21 protein-coding genes are annotated in these 21,663 nt (G+C 63.5%); 17 read left to right on the top strand and 4 right to left on the bottom strand.

Annotated elements, in window-relative coordinates; genetic code table 11:
• Window positions 1-53: 53 nt before the first annotated feature.
• Window positions 54-1,694: a chaperonin GroEL gene (gene groL / locus HV770_RS07035; protein WP_175158715.1), complete on the top strand. Its 1,641-nt coding sequence runs from the start codon at window positions 54-56 to the stop codon at window positions 1,692-1,694.
• Window positions 1,695-1,837: 143 nt separating this feature from the next.
• Here the strand turns inward: groL and cysC are convergent, their stop codons facing one another.
• From cysC to HV770_RS07020, 3 genes are all read right to left on the bottom strand, one after another.
• Window positions 1,838-2,464 (bottom strand): adenylyl-sulfate kinase, encoded by a 627-nt coding sequence (cysC, locus tag HV770_RS07030; RefSeq protein ID WP_175158714.1) that lies wholly within the window; start codon window positions 2,462-2,464, stop codon window positions 1,838-1,840.
• Between the two features lie 17 nt (window positions 2,465-2,481).
• Window positions 2,482-3,726: a chondroitin 4-O-sulfotransferase gene (locus tag HV770_RS07025; protein WP_343048086.1), complete on the bottom strand. Its 1,245-nt coding sequence runs from the start codon at window positions 3,724-3,726 to the stop codon at window positions 2,482-2,484.
• Window positions 3,727-3,895: 169 nt separating this feature from the next.
• Window positions 3,896-4,756: a hydroxymethylpyrimidine/phosphomethylpyrimidine kinase gene (locus tag HV770_RS07020; RefSeq protein ID WP_175158713.1), complete on the bottom strand. Its 861-nt coding sequence runs from the start codon at window positions 4,754-4,756 to the stop codon at window positions 3,896-3,898.
• Between the two features lie 289 nt (window positions 4,757-5,045).
• Here HV770_RS07020 and HV770_RS07015 point away from each other — a divergent pair, with 289 nt between their 5' ends.
• The 8 genes from HV770_RS07015 (at window position 5,046) to HV770_RS06980 (ending at window position 12,172) form a co-directional block, all read left to right on the top strand.
• Window positions 5,046-5,216: a rubredoxin gene (locus HV770_RS07015; RefSeq protein ID WP_006047743.1), complete on the top strand. Its 171-nt coding sequence runs from the start codon at window positions 5,046-5,048 to the stop codon at window positions 5,214-5,216.
• 243 nt (window positions 5,217-5,459) lie between these two features.
• On the top strand, window positions 5,460-6,881 hold the full coding sequence (locus HV770_RS07010) for a FimL-related protein (protein WP_175158712.1): 1,422 nt from the start codon (window positions 5,460-5,462) through the stop codon (window positions 6,879-6,881).
• 244 nt (window positions 6,882-7,125) lie between these two features.
• A complete protein-coding gene (locus tag HV770_RS07005) occupies window positions 7,126-7,704 on the top strand; it encodes a YqgE/AlgH family protein (RefSeq protein WP_121316672.1) in 579 nt (192 codons plus the stop codon).
• Window positions 7,701-8,141: a Holliday junction resolvase RuvX gene (gene ruvX / locus HV770_RS07000; RefSeq protein ID WP_175158711.1), complete on the top strand. Its 441-nt coding sequence runs from the start codon at window positions 7,701-7,703 to the stop codon at window positions 8,139-8,141. Before HV770_RS07005 ends, ruvX begins: the two co-directional genes overlap by 4 nt.
• Window positions 8,128-8,646: a bifunctional pyr operon transcriptional regulator/uracil phosphoribosyltransferase PyrR gene (gene pyrR, locus HV770_RS06995; protein WP_175158710.1), complete on the top strand. Its 519-nt coding sequence runs from the start codon at window positions 8,128-8,130 to the stop codon at window positions 8,644-8,646. Before ruvX ends, pyrR begins: the two co-directional genes overlap by 14 nt.
• A gap of 183 nt (window positions 8,647-8,829) precedes the next feature.
• Window positions 8,830-9,855 carry an aspartate carbamoyltransferase catalytic subunit gene (locus HV770_RS06990; protein WP_175158709.1) on the top strand — a complete coding sequence of 342 codons (1,026 nt, stop codon included), beginning with the start codon at window positions 8,830-8,832 and terminating at the stop codon, window positions 9,853-9,855.
• A 141-nt stretch (window positions 9,856-9,996) separates the two neighbouring features.
• Complete coding sequence (locus HV770_RS06985; protein ID WP_175158708.1) at window positions 9,997-11,277, top strand: dihydroorotase; 1,281 nt, start codon at window positions 9,997-9,999, stop codon at window positions 11,275-11,277.
• Window positions 11,278-11,341: 64 nt separating this feature from the next.
• Window positions 11,342-12,172, top strand: a complete 831-nt coding sequence (locus HV770_RS06980) for a lysophospholipid acyltransferase family protein (RefSeq protein ID WP_175158707.1) — start codon at window positions 11,342-11,344, stop codon at window positions 12,170-12,172.
• 123 nt (window positions 12,173-12,295) lie between these two features.
• Here HV770_RS06980 and HV770_RS06975 read toward each other — a convergent pair whose 3' ends face one another.
• Window positions 12,296-13,168 (bottom strand): symmetrical bis(5'-nucleosyl)-tetraphosphatase, encoded by an 873-nt coding sequence (locus HV770_RS06975; RefSeq protein ID WP_175158706.1) that lies wholly within the window; start codon window positions 13,166-13,168, stop codon window positions 12,296-12,298.
• 202 nt (window positions 13,169-13,370) lie between these two features.
• Between HV770_RS06975 and HV770_RS06970 the strand changes: the two genes are divergently transcribed.
• The 8 genes from HV770_RS06970 (at window position 13,371) to HV770_RS06935 (ending at window position 21,507) form a co-directional block, all read left to right on the top strand.
• Window positions 13,371-14,282: a GDP-mannose 4,6-dehydratase gene (locus tag HV770_RS06970; protein WP_175158705.1), complete on the top strand. Its 912-nt coding sequence runs from the start codon at window positions 13,371-13,373 to the stop codon at window positions 14,280-14,282.
• A gap of 479 nt (window positions 14,283-14,761) precedes the next feature.
• Window positions 14,762-15,823: a dTDP-glucose 4,6-dehydratase gene (gene rfbB, locus HV770_RS06965; protein WP_175158704.1), complete on the top strand. Its 1,062-nt coding sequence runs from the start codon at window positions 14,762-14,764 to the stop codon at window positions 15,821-15,823.
• Between the two features lie 10 nt (window positions 15,824-15,833).
• Window positions 15,834-16,727, top strand: coding sequence for a glucose-1-phosphate thymidylyltransferase RfbA (rfbA, locus tag HV770_RS06960; RefSeq protein WP_175158703.1), 894 nt, complete (start codon window positions 15,834-15,836; stop codon window positions 16,725-16,727).
• Window positions 16,712-17,263: a dTDP-4-dehydrorhamnose 3,5-epimerase gene (rfbC, locus tag HV770_RS06955; RefSeq protein WP_175158702.1), complete on the top strand. Its 552-nt coding sequence runs from the start codon at window positions 16,712-16,714 to the stop codon at window positions 17,261-17,263. Before rfbA ends, rfbC begins: the two co-directional genes overlap by 16 nt.
• A 12-nt stretch (window positions 17,264-17,275) precedes the next feature.
• Window positions 17,276-18,202 carry a dTDP-4-dehydrorhamnose reductase gene (gene rfbD / locus HV770_RS06950; RefSeq protein WP_175158701.1) on the top strand — a complete coding sequence of 309 codons (927 nt, stop codon included), beginning with the start codon at window positions 17,276-17,278 and terminating at the stop codon, window positions 18,200-18,202.
• Between the two features lie 288 nt (window positions 18,203-18,490).
• Window positions 18,491-19,906 carry a mannose-1-phosphate guanylyltransferase/mannose-6-phosphate isomerase gene (locus HV770_RS06945; RefSeq protein ID WP_175158700.1) on the top strand — a complete coding sequence of 472 codons (1,416 nt, stop codon included), beginning with the start codon at window positions 18,491-18,493 and terminating at the stop codon, window positions 19,904-19,906.
• A 1-nt stretch (window position 19,907) separates the two neighbouring features.
• Window positions 19,908-20,726, top strand: coding sequence for an ABC transporter permease (locus tag HV770_RS06940; RefSeq protein WP_175158699.1), 819 nt, complete (start codon window positions 19,908-19,910; stop codon window positions 20,724-20,726).
• Between the two features lie 4 nt (window positions 20,727-20,730).
• Window positions 20,731-21,507, top strand: coding sequence for an ABC transporter ATP-binding protein (locus HV770_RS06935; RefSeq protein WP_175158698.1), 777 nt, complete (start codon window positions 20,731-20,733; stop codon window positions 21,505-21,507).
• Window positions 21,508-21,663: the final 156 nt, after the last annotated feature.

The raw sequence follows: 21,663 nt of genomic DNA, 5'->3' as shown, positions 1-21,663 counted from the left end.
CGCAAAGCCGCTACTTTTCCCGGTCATATCCAAAGATTTCAAGGAGTTAGAAGATGGCAGCTAAAGACGTCGTATTCGGTGATTCCGCCCGTGCCAAGATGGTCGAAGGCGTGAACATTCTCGCGAACGCTGTGAAGGTCACGCTGGGTCCCAAGGGCCGCAACGTTGTCCTGGAACGCAGCTTCGGCGGCCCGACGGTCACCAAGGACGGTGTGTCGGTCGCAAAAGAGATCGAACTGAAAGACAAGCTCCAGAACATGGGCGCGCAGATGGTCAAGGAAGTCGCTTCCAAGACCAGCGACAACGCAGGCGACGGCACCACGACCGCAACGGTTCTGGCTCAGTCGATCGTCCGTGAAGGCATGAAGTACGTCGCATCGGGCATGAACCCGATGGACCTGAAGCGCGGTATCGACAAGGCTGTTGGAGCTGCGATCGAAGAACTGCGCAAGATCAGCAAGCCGTGCACGACCAACAAGGAAATCGCTCAAGTCGGCGCGATCTCGGCGAACAGCGATTCGTCGATCGGCGACCGTATCGCTGAAGCGATGGACAAGGTCGGCAAGGAAGGCGTCATCACCGTCGAAGACGGCAAGTCGCTGCAAGACGAGCTGGACGTTGTCGAAGGTATGCAATTCGACCGCGGCTACCTGTCGCCGTACTTCATCAACAACCCGGACAAGCAAGTTGCTGTGCTCGAGAACCCGTTCGTGCTGCTGCACGACAAGAAGGTGTCGAACATCCGTGATCTGCTGCCGGTACTCGAGCAAGTCGCGAAGGCTGGCCGTCCGCTGCTGATCATCGCTGAAGACGTCGAAGGCGAAGCGCTGGCTACGCTGGTTGTCAACAACATCCGCGGCATTCTGAAGACGGTTGCTGTGAAGGCTCCGGGCTTTGGCGATCGTCGTAAGGCGATGCTGGAAGACATCGCGATCCTGACCGGCGGTCAGGTCATCGCTGAAGAAACCGGCCTGACGCTTGAGAAGGCAACGCTGGCTGAACTGGGCCAGGCAAAGCGTATCGAAGTGGGCAAGGAAAACACGACGATCATCGACGGCGCTGGCGAAGCTGCCAACATCGAAGCACGTGTGAAGCAAGTTCGCACGCAAATCGAAGAAGCAACGTCGGACTACGACCGTGAAAAGCTGCAAGAGCGCGTTGCCAAGCTGGCTGGCGGTGTTGCAGTGATCAAGGTCGGCGCTGCGACCGAAGTCGAAATGAAGGAAAAGAAGGCACGTGTCGAAGACGCACTGCATGCAACGCGCGCAGCTGTGGAAGAAGGCATCGTGGCTGGCGGCGGCGTCGCGCTGATCCGTGCACGTACGGCAATCGCCGGCCTGAAGGGCGCTAACGCCGATCAGGACGCAGGTATCAAGATCGTGCTGCGCGCGATGGAAGAGCCGCTGCGCCAGATCGTCACGAACGGTGGCGAAGAAGCGAGCGTCGTGGTGGCAGCTGTTGCTGCTGGCCAAGGCAACTACGGCTACAACGCAGCAACCGGCGAGTACGTCGACCTGGTTGACGCAGGTGTCGTGGATCCGACGAAGGTGACGCGCACGGCGCTGCAAAACGCAGCATCGGTCGCTGGTCTCCTGCTGACGACCGACGCAGCTGTTTGCGAACTGCCGAAGGACGATGCACCGATGCCTGGCGGCATGCCCGGCGGCATGGGCGGCATGGGCATGGACATGTAATTTCGCTTGGGCCTCCTTGCGAGGCCCGGTTGGAAGCGCATGGGGAAGTGCGCCGCAAGGCGTGCTTCTCAAAAGAAAAAACCCGCAGAAATGCGGGTTTTTTCTTTTGAGCCGAGTGAAAAAAGGGTGGCAGGCTTGTGTTGTTACGCGCCGGCTTCTTGGCTGGCCGTCGCCAGCGAGTTCTCGCGCAAGTGGGCGAATATACGTGCGACGCTTTCTGCCGGCGTCAGCGCGGCTGTATCGATGTGAAGCTCGGGGTCGTCCGGGGCTTCATAAGGGGCCGACACGCCGGTAAACGAACTGATTTCGCCGGACAAGGCTTTCGCGTAGAGGCCTTTCGGATCGCGCCGTACGCACGTATCGAGCGGCGCGCAGAGATAGGTTTCGATAAATTTGTCTCGCCCGACAATGTCGCGCGCCATCGTCCGGTCTTCACGCATCGGCGAGATGAGTGCGGTGATGACAATGAGGCCCGCGTCGTTCATCAGTTGAGCGACATGCGCCACGCGGCGGATATTTTCGTGTCGATCTTTCCTGTCGAAGCCGAGATCGCGAGCGAGGCCGTGGCGGACGTTGTCGCCGTCGAGCACGTAGCACGCATGGCCCAAGCCGACGAGTTGCCGTTCCAGTTCGAAGGCGATCGTGGACTTGCCCGCTCCGGATAGACCGGTGAGCCAGACCGTGACCGGTCTTTGACGAAAGATGCGCATGCGGTCCTGAGTGCCGATGGCGCCGTGGCAACGTTGCACGAAAGTGTGGGGCTGTTCCATGGTGAGTTCCTCGGCGCTCAGGCGCAGTGCCAGCCTTGCCGCCAGATTCCCGCGTTGTTCAGGCTCTCGGGCGAATTTGCGATTGCAACGTGAAAGCCGCCCTGAACATGGGCCGGCAGCGGAATGGAGAATCCGCTGTGGGCGCTCGGGTAGCCTGCGCCAGCCACGTCGGGGCGCGACTCGCCGCTCCAGCCTCTCGCGACGACCTCGTCGCCCAGCCGAACCTCGAGCGGCACTTTTTCTTCCGGCCGGCTGAGATTGACGGCCCAGCCGGTCACCGCGCCGTTGTGAACCGTATCGACGAAGCCTTCGAACATGTCCGCGAGAACGGGCTGGCGGCTTTGCGCGAACTCCAGGTAGGCATTGATCGGCGCCAGGTCGAATCGGCCGATGACGCTCTTGACTTTGGCGAGGAACGCTTCGTCGAAGCCGAAAACCATCGAACTGTAGATGTGCGGGTTTTCAAGCCGATTGATTTCCTTCTGTATAACCTGGACCAGTTCCAGCGCATTCGAAAAGACGTGGCCCGCTTCATCCACCTGGTTTTGGATCAGCCGCTTGGCGTCGTGAAAGAGTTCGTAATCGAGATGATTGTCTTCCAGAAACTTTTGTCTGGCTGCATCGCTTAAAGGAATGTCGCCTTTTGGCGCGCCGATCGTTCTATTGGCTTCGAAATAAAACGGTAATTTCAATCGGCTCATACCGGCGAGCCGAAGTAGAAATTCGCTCATGTTCTCGCAGAGGCCGACCGTGCCGATATGCTGGCGAAGATGGCTTTGCGCGAGCGCAAGGCTGCTTTCGTTGAGCACGGGATGACCGCTCAGCATCTGGACAAACAGATTCTTCCCGGCAAGCGATTCACCGACCCATTCGTCGAGGGACATCGCGCCTTGCTGGACGAGGGCCTCGGGCATCGACACGCTCACTCCCCGCTTCACCTCCCCATTCTTGCCGCTCGCGGCATACCAGTAATGCGATATCTGGCGCGCGAGCGGTTCGCGCAGAATGGTGCAGTAGCGCACCGGGTGCTTGATTGCCCGGTGGATGCCAAACGGGTGATGGCCGCCGCCGATTCCGTTTTCCAGCAGTTTGGCGCGGCAGCTTCCCCAACCGTCCTGATCCCATACAAAATTCACGAACCGGTCTTTACCCATATTCAGATCGAAAAACGAAATGACGGTCGAACCGCCGCTTTTCGGAGGATGGATGAAAAAAATCGGAAAGGGCATATGGGGACATATGTCAAGTTCGTGAATGGTCAAGTCTAGCGTGGCGCCTACCACCACGTTGTAACGTTTAATTACGCGATACAGCGTTCGGTAATGCTGTGCAAGCAGAATTTATGCTAGATCGATAGAAGCGGAACCTGGAATAAAAAAACCCGCATAAATGCGGGTTTGATACATGCCGTTTTCGCGGCGCGGTGAGGAGTCAGTGCCGCGCTTCGCCCGGCGCAGCGTCTTTGCCAGCGGCAGGTGGCGCTTCGTCGTCGCTGCTGCGCGCCCAGAAGAAGCGGTCTGGCATATAGGCGCCCATGCCCGGCCGGAACGCATTGCGCACCGCCTGATACAGGTATTCCTGTGCCTCGCGCACTGCTTCCGCGGGTTCCTGGCCATTGGCCAGCAGCGCCGCGATCGCCGACCCGAGCGTATCCGTCAGGCCCATGATCCGATGGCTGCCACGGTCCCACATGTCCTGGCGCAGCTGGCCGTCTTCGCTGAAGAGCGTATTGACGAGCCGGTGCGTGCCAGTTTCCGTCGACAGAATGTATTCGCAGCCCTGCGACAGCAGATGCGAGATCGCGGCGTCCAGACTCGGCGCTTCGGCGTCGCCATCCGGCTGCGCGAGCGCGAGAAGCGTGGCCGAATCGGCGACTAGCAGGGTGGTTTGCGGCGCGAGCAGATCGGCGATCGCTTCGCGCAGTTCGTCGGCGGCGAGCACGTGTTCGTCGTCGAGCGTGAAGTCGGGGGCGAGAATCAGCGGAATGTCGTCGTAATCGGCGACGACTTCGGCAATCGCGCTCACGACTTCCGCGCGCGTGCACGCGCCGACCTTGAACGCGGCGATCGGCATGTCTTCGAGCAGCATCCGCGCCTGAGTCGCGACGACTTCGGGGTCGAGCCCGGTGACTTCGTCGCAGCTTGCCGAGTCGCGCACGGTGTAGCCCGTGAGCACGGAAACGCCGTGGCAGCCCATGCTGGCAAGGGTCATCAGGTCGGCTTGCAGGCCGGAGCCACCGGTGGGGTCGGAAAGGCCGAAGGTGAGGACGATCGGAGGCGTGTCGCTGGGCATGAAGATTGACAAAAAGGTGCAGGATTTTGGCGCGGGAGGTGCGCAATCGGCTCAATTATGCGGCCTAATCCGTTGCCGGGGCGTTTTTTTGCACGCGTGGGCCGGTTCTCGTCAGCGTGCGGCGGCTTGTCTGGCGGTACGCCGCGAGTGCCGTTGCAGCGGGCAGGCGCAATACAGGAGCGGTCCCTCCGCATGTGGTGACTGCGCGTTTCTGATTGCTAGGCATTGGGGCGGCAACACGGTACCATCATGGCTCCCGTTTCCACGGACTCTACGACGCGACACAAGAATGGAATATCAAAGCTGGATGTGCCTGATTTGCGGCTGGATTTACGACGAAGAAGCCGGTTTGCCGGACGAAGGCATTGCGCCGGGCACGCGCTGGGAGGACGTGCCGATCAACTGGACCTGCCCGGAATGCGGCGCGCGCAAAGAAGACTTCGAGATGGTCCAGATCTGAAATCGGTCGGGTAGCCGGTTTAGCCGGCTGGAGCCCGGAGCATTGCACGCGAGCGGCGGCCGCCCACATGCCGGCTGCGCCGCCGGCGCCCGAAATCCTGCCCCACTGCGTCGGCGCGGAACATCGTCGACTGTGCCGTGTCGCAACGGTAGTCTGTCATTGTCCTGTCGCCGGTTCGCGCGTTAGCCGATCAGTCTGCGTGCAGCGTGAAGCGACGGCCCGTCAGCTTCGTATCGCCTGCCCATGACTCTTCGATCCGCTGCACCCATTTCCTTCGACGCTTTGCCCAATCCGCGCGGCGGTGCCGTTCGGCCCGCGGAGCTCGCGCTGGCTGAAGCGTCGTTGGCATTCGAACAGAATCAGGAGAGCGCGTCAGCGCTGCTGCGTGCGTCGCACGCGCTGCGCGGAGCCGGCTGGCTCAGCGCACAGCGTTTCGCGGATGCGCTAGTGCGGCTTTCGCCGCTCACGGCGGGCGATCCGTCCGACGCCAACAGCGCACGGCCTGTGTTCGGCGCGGCCTTGCGCGACTTTCGCGCCGCGCTCGAGCGCCACAATCTACGCGAGCTGTCCTGCTCGCCAAAGCTGTTTGATCATTACCGCGCGCTTTGTGCGCATCTGTCCGAGCACACGCCCGGTTCCACCGTCGCTTTCGAAGATCTCGCGCTGAGCGCGCGTCCGGTGCCGCCGGCGTCGCTGCACGCGCAGTCTGCCGACCAGCTGTCTCACCTGCGCGCGCGCTACGAGCGCGCGCTGCTGCCGGTGCTGCGCTCGCAGGCCGACACGGGCAGCGCGGCGGCGCTGGCCGTCACCAACGCGGCTCTCGACGAACTCGATGCGGTCTTCACCGAGCTCGCCGGCCCGGACCCCTACGATTTCTGGCGTCTCGCCAAGGCCTGCGCGAAGGCCTTGCGGGTCGGCGGCCACGCGACCGGAGAAACCGGGGCGCGGCGTTTCTACGCGCGCTGCAATCTGGCGCTGGCCGATCACGCGCGCGGCGTCGAGCGCGCGCCGCACTCGCTGGTGCGCGCGACCCTGGCGCTGCTGTGGCGCGACTACGCGCTGTTCGGTGCCGCGGCGGAAGATGCCGATCAGGTCGAGGTTTTGCACGACTACGGCCTGACCGTCGCCTGGCACGTGGCGGGCACCCAGTCATCCGAAATGCTCTGGGAGGCCGGCGCGATCGAGGCACAGTCGATCAGCGCGGCCCGCGTCTCGCTGACCCGCGATCTGGGCGTGCTGACGGTCAACGCAAACGCCTACGAAGATTTCCTGCAGACGGCGGACGCGTCGATCGCCGCATTGACCGAGCATGCCCGCGCGGCCGATCAGCCGGAGAAAGCCGATCCCGGCGAAGCGCTGCAGGCGGGCGATGCCGCCTACCGGCTCGGTTCCGCCGCGTGCGCGCTGGGTCTCGGCCACGTGGCGCTGCTCGCCGATGCGCTGGGGCTCGCGTGGCGCCGGCGTGCGCACGCGGGCGTGTCGACGCCCGCGGTCCGCGCGCATGTGATCGTCGGTGCGCCGCCGGCCGGCACGCTCGAACAGGCGGCCGAAGCGCTGCGCGCGACGCTGCACAAGGTCGCCGCGGGCGTCGCGCCGCCGGGCGGCGGGCTCACGCAGACGACGCTCGCCACGCTGACGCGCGCGATCGAGCAGGGCGGCGGGTGAGCTGTGGTTTCGGGAGTTTCCCTGTCCCAGCCTCACCTCCCCGCGACCTCGCCACACCGCGAGGCCAAAACCCCGCCCCGCCCCATACGCCCACATGTCTCACCCACACCGTGGGCCAGGCCCGCGTGCGTGATAGAGTGCAACTTGATTCGTCGTCGATGGCTCGCGGCATGTTTCATGACACGTATCGCGGTTCCACGCTCAAAGCCCGCCATCCTGCATCGTCTTTGCTAAAATCCGAACTATGTCCAAGAGTACCGATCGCATCAATCTGACCAACCAGTTCCTGATCGCCATGCCCAACATGGCTGATCCGACGTTTTCAGGAACGGTGGTCTACCTTTGCGATCACAGTGAGCGCGGCGCGCTCGGCCTTGTGATCAACCGGCCGACCGACATCGACCTCGAAGCGCTGTTCAATCGCATCGACCTCAAGCTCGAAATCGAACCCCTTCTTCACGTGCCCGTGTATTTCGGCGGCCCGGTGCAAACCGAGCGCGGCTTCGTGCTGCACGAACCGAAAGACGGCAACGCGTACACGTCGTCGATGTCGGTGCCGGGCGGTCTGGAAATGACCACCTCGAAAGACGTCCTCGAAGCCGTTGCTAGCGGGACCGGGCCGGAACGTTTCCTGCTCACGCTCGGCCACGCCGGCTGGGGCGCGGGTCAGCTCGAAGAAGAGATCTCGAAGAACGGTTGGCTGACGGTCGAAGCAGACCCGAAAATCGTCTTCGACGTGCCCGCCGAAGAGCGTCTCGAAGCCGCGCTCGCGCTGCTCGGCATTTCGCTGTCGATGCTGTCGGGCGAGGCGGGCCACGCATGAGCCTGCCGGCCGGACGTGAGGCGACGCTGCTTGCGTTCGACTACGGTGAAAAACGCATCGGCGTGGCGGTCGGCAACTCGCTGACACGCAGCGCGCGCGCGCTCGTCATCGTGCAGAACCGCAGCCGTGAATACCGCTTCGAAGAGGTCGGCAAGCTGATCGCCGAGTGGCGGCCGGACGCGCTGGTGGTCGGCTTGCCGATGCACCCGGACGGCACGCCCCACGAAATGACCCAACTCGCGAAGCGCTTCGGCAATCAGCTGAACGGCCGCTTCAATCTGCCGGTGACGTGGATCGACGAGCGCTATTCGTCGGTCGAGGCGAAAGCGGGAATCCGCGCGGGCAAAGGCCGCGCCGATATGCTCGACGCCGAAGCCGCGAGCATCATCCTCCAGCAATATCTAGACGGACTTTCCGACGATCATGAGTTCCATTGACGCCGAAGCGCTTTATCGCGCGTTGCTCGACCAGATTCGCGCGGTCCATGGCGATCAGCCCGGCTTCGTGCTGGCCGGGATTTACAGCGGCGGCGCGTGGCTTGCCGAGCGGCTCGCGCGCGACCTGAACCTGCCGAGCTTCGGCGTGGTGAACGTTGCGCTGCATCGCGACGACTACGCGAAAAAAGGCCTGCATTCGCAGGCGAGCCCAACCTCGCTGCCGTTCTCGGTCGACGGCGCGCGCATCGTGCTGGTCGACGACGTGCTGTACACCGGCCGCACGATTCGCGCGGCGCTCAACGAGCTGTACGACTATGGCCGTCCGGCGTCGGTCGAACTGGCGGTGCTCGCCGATCGCGGCGGACGCGAGTTGCCGGTGGCGGCGCGCTTTGTCGGCGGCGTGGTGAACGTGCCCGCCGACGCCACGCTCGTGCTGGCCCGCGAAGAGAACGGCGAAGCGGGCGCACCGCATTTCACTTTTCACACTGAAGCACGCGTCGATTGAACCCAGCGCGACACAGTGCGCGGCACCGCATCCGGCGGCGCAGCGTCACGCATCGGGCAAACCACGCAAAAGAATTCGAAGCCGGCCGCAGCCGCATGGCGCTCGAAGGCTGGCGCAATATCGTCACACGCAGTCAGCATCGACATCGATCACGTTGAAGCCCGTATTTGAAGCAGGTACACCATGAACACCGCCACCCAGCCCCCGCAGGATTCCGCCGACAGCGCCAGCGAGCGCTTCCGCTATGGCTTCCTGAAGGGCAACCCGCAGCTCACGAAAAACGGCGAGCTCAAACATCTGTTGTCGATCGAAGGTTTGCCCAAGGCCATCGTCAACCAGATTCTCGACACCGCCGACCAGTTCGTCAGCGTGACCGATCGTGAAGTCAAGAAGGTGCCGCTGTTGCGCGGCAAGTCGGTGTTCAACCTGTTCTTCGAGAACTCGACCCGCACCCGTACCACCTTCGAAATTGCCGCGACACGTCTGTCGGCGGACGTGCTGAATCTGAACATCAATGCGTCGTCGACGAGCAAGGGCGAGTCGCTGCTCGACACGATCAACAACCTGTCGGCGATGCATGCCGACATGTTCGTCGTACGCCATGCATCGAGCGGCGCGCCTTACCTGATCGCGCAGCACTGCGCGCCGCACGTGCACGTAATCAACGCCGGCGATGGCCGTCACGCACACCCGACCCAGGGTCTGCTCGACATGTACACGATCCGCCACTACAAGAAGGACTTCACGAAGCTGCGTGTGGCGATCGTCGGCGACATTCTGCATTCGCGGGTCGCGCGCTCCGATATCCATGCACTGACCACGCTCGGCGTGCCGGAAGTGCGCGCGATCGGTCCGCGCACACTGCTGCCGGGCGGCCTCGAACAGATGGGCGTGCGGGTGTTCCACAATCTCGACGAAGGTCTCAAAGACGTCGACGTGATCATCATGCTGCGTTTGCAGAACGAGCGCATGAGCGGCGCGTTGCTGCCGTCGGCACAGGAGTACTTCAAGAGCTGGGGCCTGACGCCGGAGCGTCTCGCGCTCGCCGCGCCCGACGCGATCGTGATGCACCCCGGTCCGATGAACCGCGGCGTCGAAATCGATTCGCAGGTGGCCGACGGTCCGCAATCGGTGATTCTGAATCAGGTGACTTTCGGTATCGCGGTGCGCATGGCGGTGATGGGCATCGTCGCGGGCAACCACGATTGAGTGCGCCAGATTCGGGCGCTGCGCCGCAACAGGCGTGGCGGCATCGAGTCACACCGTTATCCCGGCACCCTCACACGGTACGATCCACGCGGTAACTCACGCGTGGTTTAGCAGAACACCAAGCTGAACATAAGGCAGCGCATGAAGATTCATATTCAAGGCGGCACGCTGATCGACCCGGCAGCGGGCACCGAACAGCAGCAGGACATTTTTATCGCGGCAGGCACGATCGTCGCCATCGGCGAGGCGCCGGCCGACTTCCACGCGGCGAAGACGATCGACGCGAAGGGCCTCTACATCGCGCCGGGTCTCGTCGACCTGTCCGCGCGTTTGCGCGAGCCTGGCTACGAACACAAGGCGACGCTCGAATCCGAAATGGCCGCGGCGCTCGCGGGCGGCGTCACTAGCCTCGTCTGTCCGCCGGACACCGACCCGACGCTCGATGAACCGGGCCTCGTCGAGATGCTCAAGTTCCGCGCGCGCAACCTGAACCAGGCGCACGTGTATCCGCTCGGCGCGTTGACGGTCGGCTTGAAGGGGCAGGTCATCACGGAGATGGTCGAGCTGACCGAGGCGGGCTGCATCGGCTTCTCGCAGGCCGACGTGCCGGTGGTCGACACCCAGGTGCTGATGCGCGCGCTGCAATACGCGAAGACTTACGGCTACACCGTGTGGCTGCGTCCGGTGGACGCCTACCTCGGCAAGGGCGGTGTCGCCGCAAGCGGCGCGCTGGCGTCGCGGCTCGGGCTCTCGGGCGTGCCGGCATCGGCGGAAACGATCGCGTTGCACACCATCTTCGAACTGGTGCGCGTGACGGGCGCGCGCGTGCATCTGTCGCATGTGTCGTCGGCGGCCGGTATTGCGCTCATGCGCGCGGCGAAGGCCGAGGGCTTGCCGGTATCGTGCGACGTCACCGTGAATCACGTGCATCTGATCGACCTCGACATCGGTTACTTCGACGCGCAGTTCCGCCTCGACCCGCCGCTGCGTCAGCAGCGCGATCGCGAAGCGATCCGCGCGGGTCTCGTCGACGGCACGATCGACGCGATCTGCTCCGACCACACCCCGGTCGACGACGACGAAAAGCTGCTGCCGTTCGCCGAAGCCACGCCGGGCGCAACCGGGCTGGAACTGTTCCTGTCGCTGACGGTGAAATGGGCCGACGAAGCGGGCGTGCCGCTCGCCAAGGCGCTGAACCGCATCACGGCGGCGCCGGCCGACGTGCTCGACCTGAACGCGGCCGGCCGCATCGCGGTGGGCGCGGTGGCCGACCTCTGCGTGTTCGACCGGCACGCGCATTGGCGCGTCGAGCCGCGCGCATTGAAGAGCCAAGGGCACAACACGCCGTTCCTCGGTTACGAACTGCCGGCGCGCGTGCGGGCGACGATCGTATCCGGTCATCTCGCGTTCGAGCAGCATTGATCGCTGCGACATCCCATCGCTCATAACACGCACGGCCATTGTCCAGTCACGGAACGCTCCGACCATGAAGCTCGCGTTACGCAAAGCCCGTCTGATCGCGCATCTGCTGCACGGCATGTGGACCGTGGCGACGCGCTTTCCCAGCGCCGGTGCTGAACGGCGTCACGCGCTCAATCGCGCGTGGTCGCTGAAGATGCTGCGCCTGTGCGGCATGCGGCTCGTCGTGCATAACGACAATGCGCGGCTCGACCGCGGCGCGCTGGTGGTCGCCAATCACATCTCGTGGATCGACATCTACGTAATCAATGCGTGGCGGCCCACGCCGTTCGTGTCGAAGGCGGAGATCCGGCAATGGCCGGTGGTCGGCTGGCTCGCGCAGCAACTGGATACGGTGTTCATCCAGCGCGAGAAGCGCAGCGACGCGAAGCGGATCATGCACGAACTGTCGGACCGTCTGAGCGCGGGCGAGCTCATGTGCGTGTTTCCCGAAGGCACCACGTCCGACGGGCTCGCGCTGCTGCCGTTTCACGCGAATATGTTCCAGGCGGCGGTGTCGGCGGCAGCGCCCGTGCAGCCGCTGTGCATCATGTATGAAGACGCGCAGGGCCGGCAGTCCACCGCGCCCGCGTATATCGACGACCTGTCGCTTGCCGATTCGCTGAACCTGCTGTTGCGCGGCGGGCCGCTGACCGCGCACGTGTACGTGGGCGAGCCGCTCGCACCGGGCGCGGACCGGCGGGCGCTGGCCGCGCAAGCGGAAGCGGTCATCGGCGAAACATTGCGGCGGATGCAGCGAGGCACCGCGAAAGCGGGAGTAGTGGCGGAAGAGACCATGGCGTCCGCCGCGACGGAAACGTTGATCGCGCCCGCCGACCGGTCGGGCCATTCGGCTTGATGTCGGGGTGGGTGCCGGCTTGAGCGCTGGGTTTGACGCCGGGCCTCGCGGCTTGCACCGGCGTCGGCTTCAACGTTCTGTCTGCCGCGCCGGCGCATTCTCCACCCACCGGCTCGCACCGGTCTAGTTGCCGCCGCGCGGCTCGCGGCAGGACTCGCAGTCGATCTGCGTCAGCGTGCGTTCCGCGGGATCTTGCGCAAGCCGCACCGCGGACAGTTTCTCGCCCCACACGCAACCCGAATCGAGTCCGATCAGGTTCTCACGCATCAGCAAACCGAGCGCGGCCCAATGGCCGAACACCACGGTGACGTCCGCGGTCTTGCGCGACGGCACGTCGAACCATGGCACGCAGCCCGACGGCGCGGAGTTCAAGGTGCCGCTGCTGCTGAAATCCATCGCGCCCTCGGCATTGCAGAAGCGGATGCGCGTCAACGCGCTGCACGTCACGCGCAAGCGGTCGATGCCCTTGAGGCCCGGCTTCCAGCGATTGGGCTCATTGCCGTACAAACCGGCGAGCGTTTCCTTCCAGTTCGGCGCGCGCAACGCGCGTTGCAACTCGTCGGCGAGTTCGAGCGTCAGGTTCACGTCCCATTGCGGCAGGACGCCCGCATGCACCATCAGCATGCCGTTCTCGAAATAGGCGAGCGGGCGGTGGCGCACCCATTCGAGCAGGTCGGCGGCGTCGGGCGCGGCGAGGATGTCGTCGATCGTGTCGCCTTTCTTCGACTTGCGAATTCCCGCCGACACCGACAGCAGATGCAGATCGTGGTTGCCCAGCACCGGCACCGCACGCTCGCCGAGCGCGATCACGTCGCGTAGCGTGGCGAGCGATTCGGAGCCCCGGTTGATCAGATCGCCCGCGAACCACAGCGGCGTGCCGGCCGGCGGCGCGGCCTTGGCGAGCAATTGCTGGAACGGCTTGCGGCAGCCCTGCAGATCGCCGAAAGCCAAAGGGACCAATGAAGAGGAGGCGGTGGAAGTGGTGGACGGTGTCATCAAGGAGTCGGTGCGGTTCGATACTCGCGGTGACGCACGAGGCGCGCCGCGTTCGGCAGTGCAACATGCTAGCGTGACATAATAGCCCGTTTGATGCTTCGAATTGGCGCCGGGTCGCGTCGGCCACCGCTAGCAGGCGGCTTCGCATGCACCGCGCGCGATATTGCAACACAACAGGATGACCCTCGTGAACGGAGAATGCATGTCGTCTATCCATGCGAAGCCGCTTATCCGCACGCTCGTCACCGGTGCGAGCGGCTTTACCGGCCGCTATCTGGTTGAGAAGCTGCTCGGCCGCGGCCATACCGTGATCGAAACGACGGCCAGCCCCGACCAACCTGAAACGCCGACGCGGCTCAGGCTCGACATTACGTCGCCTGAGGCCTGCCGTCGCGTGATCGAGACCGCGCGGCCAGACTACATTGTGCACCTGGCCGCAATCAGCTTCGTGGGCCATAGCGATCCGCTCGATTTCTACCGCGTCAATGTGATCGGCACTCTGAATCTGCTGGAGGCGTGCGACGCCGTCGGTCATATACCGCGCAAGGTGCTGATTGCGAGCAGCGCGAACGTCTACGGCAACGTCAGCGGCGAAGCGATCGACGAGAGTTGTCCGCTCACGCCGGTCAATCACTATGCGGCCAGCAAGGCGGCCATGGAAACGATGGTGCGCACGTGGTTCGAGCGCTTGCCGATCCTGATCGTGCGGCCGTTCAACTACACCGGCCGCGGCCAGGCGCCGAACTTCCTCGTGCCGAAGATCGTCGAGCATTTCGCGCGCCGAGCGCCGTCGATCGAACTGGGCAATATCGACGTCGCCCGTGACTTCTCGGACGTGCGTTACGTGGCGAGCGCGTACGACGCGCTGCTCGATTCCGCTGCCGCATCCGAAACCGTCAACGTCTGCACCGGCACGCCCTACACGTTGCGCAGCATTCTTTCGGCCGCCAGCGAGCTGACCGGGCATGAGCTCGAAGTTCGCATCAATCCCGCATTCGTGCGCAAAACCGACGTGAAGGTGCTGGCCGGATCGCCCGCCAAATTGCGCGCGCTGGTGCCGGCGGTCGAGTCGATTCCGTTCATCGATACGCTGCGTTGGATGCTTGCCGCATAACGCGCGGCATCCGCGGTTAGCGATCGCATCGCCATTTGCGGTAGCTTATCGCTGGCCGACCGCAGCCTGTTATCGCGCCGCGCATGCGCCTGGATGCCATTGCTGGCATGGGCGCGTGCACCGCAGTCCCTTTCTGTTCGTTATGCGCCGCTCGTCGAGCACGATGCGGCGCGCCATCTTTCCCGCCTCGCCCGGCCCCGCTCCGGTGCGGCAACATCTGCTCGCCAGCGGTCCACCTCAGAAATCTCATAATTCAGATCAATAGCAACCAATCCTGTCAAGCTGTTTCAAGTTGTTAGGGTTGCTAGTTTTTGCCGGGGGCGGCTTTATAATCGGGGCATCATAAAATTGGCGTCTGAGCGTCTGCGTACGTAAAGGCCGGAGACAATGGGCGCCTGCAGAATCGGAACATCAACACGCGGCCTGAGCAGGCCGGCGAATCCATTCCGACCTGCTGCTAACATCTAGAAGGGAATTTCATGATCCTGGTAACGGGCGGCGCCGGTTTTATCGGCGCCAATTTCGTGCTCGACTGGCTCGATGCCTCCGACGAAGCGGTGCTCAACGTAGACAAGCTGACCTACGCTGGCAACCTTGGCACGCTCAAGTCGCAACAGGGCAATCCCAAACACATCTTCGCGCGCGCGGACATCTGTGATCGCGCCGCGCTCGACGCGCTGTTCGCGAGGCACAAGCCGCGTGCCGTTTTGCACTTCGCCGCCGAAAGCCACGTGGATCGCTCGATTCACGGCCCGGCCGACTTCGTGCAGACCAACGTGGTCGGGACCTTCACGTTGCTCGAAGCCACCCGCAGCTACTGGAACACGCTCGGCGAAGCCGATAAGGCGGCATTCCGCTTCCTGCACGTGTCGACCGACGAAGTGTTCGGCTCGTTGTCCGCTACCGATCCGCAATTTTCCGAAACCACGCCGTATGCGCCGAACAGTCCTTATTCGGCGACCAAGGCGGGCTCCGATCACCTCGTGCGCGCCTACCATCACACGTATGGCCTGCCGGTGCTGACGACGAACTGCTCGAACAACTACGGTCCATACCAGTTCCCCGAAAAGCTGATCCCGCTGATGATCGCCAACGCGCTCGGCGGCAAGCCGCTGCCGGTCTACGGCGACGGTCAGAACGTGCGCGACTGGCTGTACGTCGGCGACCATTGCAGCGCGATCCGCGAAGTGCTCGCGCGCGGCACGCCGGGCGAGACCTACAACGTCGGCGGCTGGAACGAGAAGAAGAACCTCGAAGTCGTGCACACGCTGTGCGACCTGCTCGATCAACTGCGTCCGAAGGCGGCCGCTTCGTATCGCGATCAGATCACGTATGTGAAGGATCGTCCGGGCCACGACCGCCGTTATGCCATCGACGCTCGCAAGCTCGAACGCGAACTCGGCTGGAAGCCGGCGGAGACGTTCGAGACGGGGCTCGCGAAGACGGTCCAGTGGTATCTGGACAATCAGGCCTGGTCCGACGAAGTCGCCTCGGGCGAATATCGCAAGTGGGTTGAGACCAACTACGCGCAGCGCGCGTAAAGGCACGGCAATGGCGCGCAAAGGCATTATTCTCGCGGGCGGATCGGGCACCCGCCTGTATCCGATCACGCACGTCGTCTCCAAGCAACTGCTGCCGGTCTACGACAAGCCGATGATCTACTACCCGCTGTCCACGCTGATGGTGGCGGGCATTCGCGACGTGCTGATCATCTCCACGCCGCAGGACACGCCGCGCTTCGAAGCGATGCTCGGCGATGGCAGCCAGTGGGGGATGAACATCCAGTACGCGGTGCAGCCGTCGCCGGACGGTCTCGCACAGGCTTTCATCATCGGCCGCGACTTCGTGGGCAACGATCCGTCGGCGCTGATTCTCGGTGACAACATCTTCTACGGCCACGATCTCGCGAAGCAACTCGACCGCGCGAATAACCAGGACGAAGGCGCCACCGTGTTCGCGTATCACGTGCACGATCCGGAGCGCTACGGCGTGGTCGAATTCGACAAGCAGTTCCGCGCGTTGTCGATCGAGGAGAAGCCGGCCAAACCGCGTTCGAACTACGCGGTCACCGGTTTGTACTTCTACGACAGGCAGGTGTGCGATATCGCGGCGGACATCAAGCCGTCGCCGCGCGGCGAGCTCGAAATCACCGACGTCAACTCGCGTTACCTCGCCAATGCTGCGCTCAATGTCGAGATCATGGGCCGAGGTTATGCGTGGCTCGACACGGGCACGCACGATTCGCTGATCGAAGCGGCCACGTTCATCGCGACGCTGCAAAAGCGCCAGGGTCTGGTGGTCGCGTGCCCGGAAGAAATCGCGTACCGGCGCAGCTGGATCGACGACGAGCAACTGCTGGCGCTCGCCAAACCGCTCGCCAAGAACGCCTACGGCCAGTATCTGCAAAACATTCTTACGGACCAAGTGGCATGGCCATCCAAGTAACCGCTACCGCGCTGCCCGAAGTCAAGATCATCGAGCCGAAGGTGTTCGGCGATGCGCGAGGATTTTTCTTCGAGAGCTTCAATGCGCTCGAGTTTGCCGAGAAGGTCGAGGCAGGCGTCGAGTTCGTGCAGGACAACCACTCGCGCTCGGCGAAGGGCGTGCTGCGCGGCCTGCATTACCAGATCCAGAATGCGCAGGGCAAGCTGGTGCGCGTGGTCGAAGGTGAAGTGTTCGACGTGGCCGTCGACATCCGCAAGAGCTCACCGAATTTCGGCAAGTGGGTGGGCGTGCATCTGTCGGTGGAGAACCAGCGGCAACTGTGGGTGCCGCCGGGTTTTGCGCACGGTTTCGTCGTGCTATCCGAATCGGCGCAATTTCTCTATAAGACCACCGACTACTGGTTCCCCGAGTACGAGCGCAGCATCGTCTGGAACGATCCGGCGATCGGCATCGAATGGCCGTTCCACTTCGAACCGCTGCTGGCCGCGAAAGACGCGGCGGGCAAGCGCCTGGCCGACGCCGAAGTCTACGCATAAGGGGGTGGCCGGATGAGCGCACACAATGCCACGCGGACGATTCTCGTCACCGGTGTGAACGGCCAGGTAGGCTACGAGCTTGCGCGCACGCTGCAAGGGCTCGGCACCGTGGTCGCGGTGGACCGCGCGCGGCTGGATCTCTCGAATCCCGAGCAGATTCGCGCCGTAGTCCGCGACGTGCGGCCCGCGCTGATCGTCAATCCCGCGGCTTATACCGCCGTGGACAAGGCGGAGCAGGAGTTCGACCTCGCCATGCGCATCAACGGTGAAGCGCCGGGCGTGCTCGCCGAGGAAGCGAAGAAGCTGGGCGCGGCGCTGATTCACTATTCGACCGACTACGTGTTCAACGGCGAGAAGGACGGCGCGTACGTCGAGGATGACCCGACCGATCCGCAAAACGCCTACGGGCGCACCAAGCTCGCGGGCGAGCAGGCGATCGCGGCAACCGGGGTGAATCATCTGGTGCTGCGCACGAGCTGGGTGTACGGCACGCGCGGCAAGAATTTTCTGCTCACCATGCTGCGCCTGGGCGCCGAGCGGCCCGAGCTGAAGGTGGTCGCCGACCAGTTCGGCGCGCCCACGTGGTGCAACACGATCGCCACGTTGAGCGCGCACCTGAGTGCCCAGGCCTTTGCCGCGGAAGACGGCGCGAAGTGGTGGAGCGAGCGCTCGGGCGTCTATCACCTGTGCGCCGGCGACGCGACCTCGTGGCACGGCTTCGCATCGGCGATCTTCGAACTCGCCGACCTGCCGAACAAGCCGAACACGCTGCCGATTCCGGCGGCCGACTATCCGACGCCCGCCGCACGTCCCGCCAATTCGAGAATGTCGAACGAGAAGCTGGCGCGTGTGTTCGGGCTGGCCGCGCCGCATTGGCGCGACGCGCTGAAGCTGTGTCTGACGGACGGTTTTCCGAAGTCGCCCGCCGCTCGTTCCTGATGCGCGGTTTCGGCATGGGTTTTTGTGGTGCGATGCGCGAGGCGGCGGGCTTGGTCCGCCGCGCTCTGCCGCACCGCCGCCACCACGCTGTCTGACAATAGCGAAAGGGGGCGGGGGTAGAATACCGTTCGATGAAGGAGACCCGCGCTGGTCCGCCGATGGGTACGGCGCGCGAACAGTCACGGCGCGCGTATGGCCGTACGACCCGCGTGGTTCGAGGGTCGTGCGGACTAGCCATCACCGGCGCGGCCACGAGCCGCGTAATAAATACGGTACTGAGAGGACGCTGTGAGTTTGTTACCGATCATCCTGTGTGGCGGGGCGGGGTCGAGACTATGGCCCGTCTCGCGCGAACTGCATCCGAAGCCGTTCATCCGGCTCGCGGACGGCGAAAGCCTGCTGCAAAAAGCCTTCCTGCGCGCGGTGGCGCTGCCCGGCGTGAAGGAAGTGCTGACGGTAACCAATCGCGATCTGTTCTTCAAGACAGAAGACGATTTCCGCGAAGTGAACGCGAAAGGCTACGCCACTTCGTTCATCCTCGAACCGTTCGGCCGCAATACGGCCGCGGCGGTTGCCACGGCGGCATTGCATACGGCCAGCGTGCACGGCGATCAAACCGTCATGCTGGTGCTCGCTGCGGATCATCTGATCGCCGACCAGGCTGCCTTCGCGATGGCCGTGGCAGAAGCGCAGAAGCTCGCGCAAGCGGGCAAGGTCGTGACCTTCGGCGTGCATCCTGAGACGCCGGAAACCGGTTACGGCTACATCGAAGCGAATGGCAGCGAGGTCGTGCGCTTCGTCGAAAAGCCGTCGCTCGACAAGGCACGCGAATATCTGGCGTCGGGCAAGTTCGTGTGGAATTCGGGCATGTTCTGCTTCACTGCGGGCACGATCCTGAAGGAAATGCGGCAGCACTGTCCGGACATTCTCGACGCGGCGAGCGCGTGCATGGAGAAGTCACCCTCCGCCGCCGGCAAGGACGGCGCGCAGGTGCGGCTTGAACCGGGCAGCTTCGGCGCGGTGCCGGAGCTCTCGTTCGACTACGCGGTGATGGAGAAGTGCGAACACGCGGCGGTCGTGCGTTGCGATATCGGCTGGACCGACGTCGGCTCGTGGACCGCGCTCTCGGACCTGTCGCCGGCGGATGCGTGCGGTAATCGCGTGGAAGGCGAAGCGTTGCTGATCGACGTGGAGAACTGCTATCTGCGTGGCGGCGAGCGGCTGATCGGCGCGGTGGGCGTCGACAACCTGATCGTGATCGACACGCCCGACGCGTTGCTGATCGCAGATAAAAACCGTGCACAGGACGTGAAGCAGATTTTCGCCGAACTGAAGTCGCGCGGCCATGAAACCTACAAGGTGCATCGCACGGTGCATCGTCCCTGGGGCACGTACTCGGTGCTCGAAGAGGGGACGCGCTTCAAGATCAAACGCATCGAAGTCAAGCCGGGCGCGAGCCTCAGCTTGCAGATGCATCATCACCGCAACGAGCATTGGGTGGTGGTGAGCGGCATGGCCAAGGTCGTCAACGGAGACAACGAGTTCTTCGTGTCGACCAACCAGTCGACCTATATTCCGGCGGGTCACAAACATCGCCTCGAAAATCCCGGCGTGGTCGAGCTCGTGATGATCGAAGTGCAGAGCGGCGAATACCTGGGCGAAGACGACATCGTTCGCTTTGAAGACATTTACGGACGTACTTGAGATGGATATCAGCTTTACTAACGACTCGGAAGATCTGACGCGTCACACCGAGAACGACGACCTCATGGTCGGGATAAGATCGGTGCGCGTGTGGGGCACGCTCGGCTGGCACGACATCCGGCAGCGCTATCGCCGCTCGGTGCTCGGGCCGTTCTGGTTCACGCTGAGCACGGTCATCATGGTCGTCGTGCTCGGCGCGCTGTACTCCACGTTGTTGCACCAGGAAATCTCCGACTATCTGCCGTATCTCGCGGTGGGGCTGGTCGTGTGGGCCTATCTGGCCGCGGTCGCCAATGAAGGCTGCATGGCCTTTATAGGCGCCGGGTATCTGATCAAGCAGATCCGTCTACCGCTCACCGTCCATGTGTGCCGGATTGCATGGCGCAACTTCGTGATCCTGCTGCACAGCCTGCCGGTGGTCGTGGTGCTGCTGCTCATCTTCGGCCACTGGCCCGGCTGGGAGTTCGTGCTGGTGCCGTTCGCGCTGCTGATCCTGTTGCTGCACGGCGTGTGGCTCGGTGTGACGCTCGGCGTGCTGTGCGCGCGCTTTCGCGACATTCCGCCGATCGTCACCAATCTGATCCAGGTCGTGTTCTTCTTCACGCCGGTCATGTGGTCGCCGGAGATTCTGAAAGACCGCGCGTGGGTCGCCGAATACAACCCGCTGTATCACCTGATCGAAACGGTGCGTGCGCCGCTCACCAATCGTCCGACCCATTGGGAATCGTGGGCCTGGTCGATCGGCTTGCTGATCGTCGGCTTTGCGTTCGCGCAATTCCTGATGAAGCGTTTCCGTAATCGCGTTCCTTACTGGCTTTGATATTGTGAGTTCTTCATCCATTGTCGCTCGTAACATCTCCGTCGAATTTCCGATTTACGAGAACTCTCACCGCTCGCTGAAAAAGGCGGTGCTCAATCTGACGACGGGTGGCCGGATCGGCCAGGATGCAGGCCGCCATGCGATCGTCCGGGCGATCGACGACCTCAGCTTCAGCTTCACCGAAGGCGAGCGCGTCGGTCTGATCGGCCACAACGGCTCCGGCAAGACGACACTGCTGCGCACGCTCTCGGGTGTCTACGCGCCGGTGCGCGGTGAACTGAAGGTGCAGGGCAAGATCGCATCGCTGCTGGACGTGTCGATGGGTCTCGACCCGGACGCCACCGGTTTCGAGAACATCTACCTGCGCGGCATTCTCGACGGCCTGAAGCCGGCGCGTATTCGCGGCAAGATCGACGAGATCGCCGATTTCAGCGAATTGGGCGACTACCTGAATCTGCCGGTGCGCACCTATTCGAGCGGGATGATGCTGCGTCTCGCGTTCGCGATCTCGACCAGCGTCGAAGCCGATATCCTGATCATGGACGAGTGGCTGAGCGTGGGCGACGCAGAGTTCAGCATCAAGGCGGCCGAGCGGCTGGAGAGCCTCGTCGGCAAGGCCGCGCTGCTGGTGGTGGCGTCGCACGATCCGAAGCTGGTGGCACGGGTGTGCAATCGCAAGATTTCGATGGAGCACGGCCGGATGGTCGCGGACGAACCGGTGAGCCCGCCGCAGGAAAGCGACGGGCCGCTCGTCAGCCAGACCGCGCAATTGCCGCACTGACAGCACGGGCTGCCGTCCCGAGCGGATGCAGCGGATGGTATGGTGCCGCACATCGCAGCGTCGTCCGTTGCACGCATGGCCTGACGTGCGCCGCGCATGGTGAGTTTGCCGTTTCCCGGCGAGGCTTCGCGGCCCCTACAATCACTGCCAGGAAGG

The sequence above is a fragment of the Paraburkholderia fynbosensis genome (assembly GCF_902859935.1).
In the GTDB taxonomy this organism is placed as follows: domain Bacteria; phylum Pseudomonadota; class Gammaproteobacteria; order Burkholderiales; family Burkholderiaceae; genus Paraburkholderia; species Paraburkholderia fynbosensis.
Note: the sequence above shows the minus strand (reverse complement) of the source record. Positions and strands in the feature narration are given on the sequence as shown.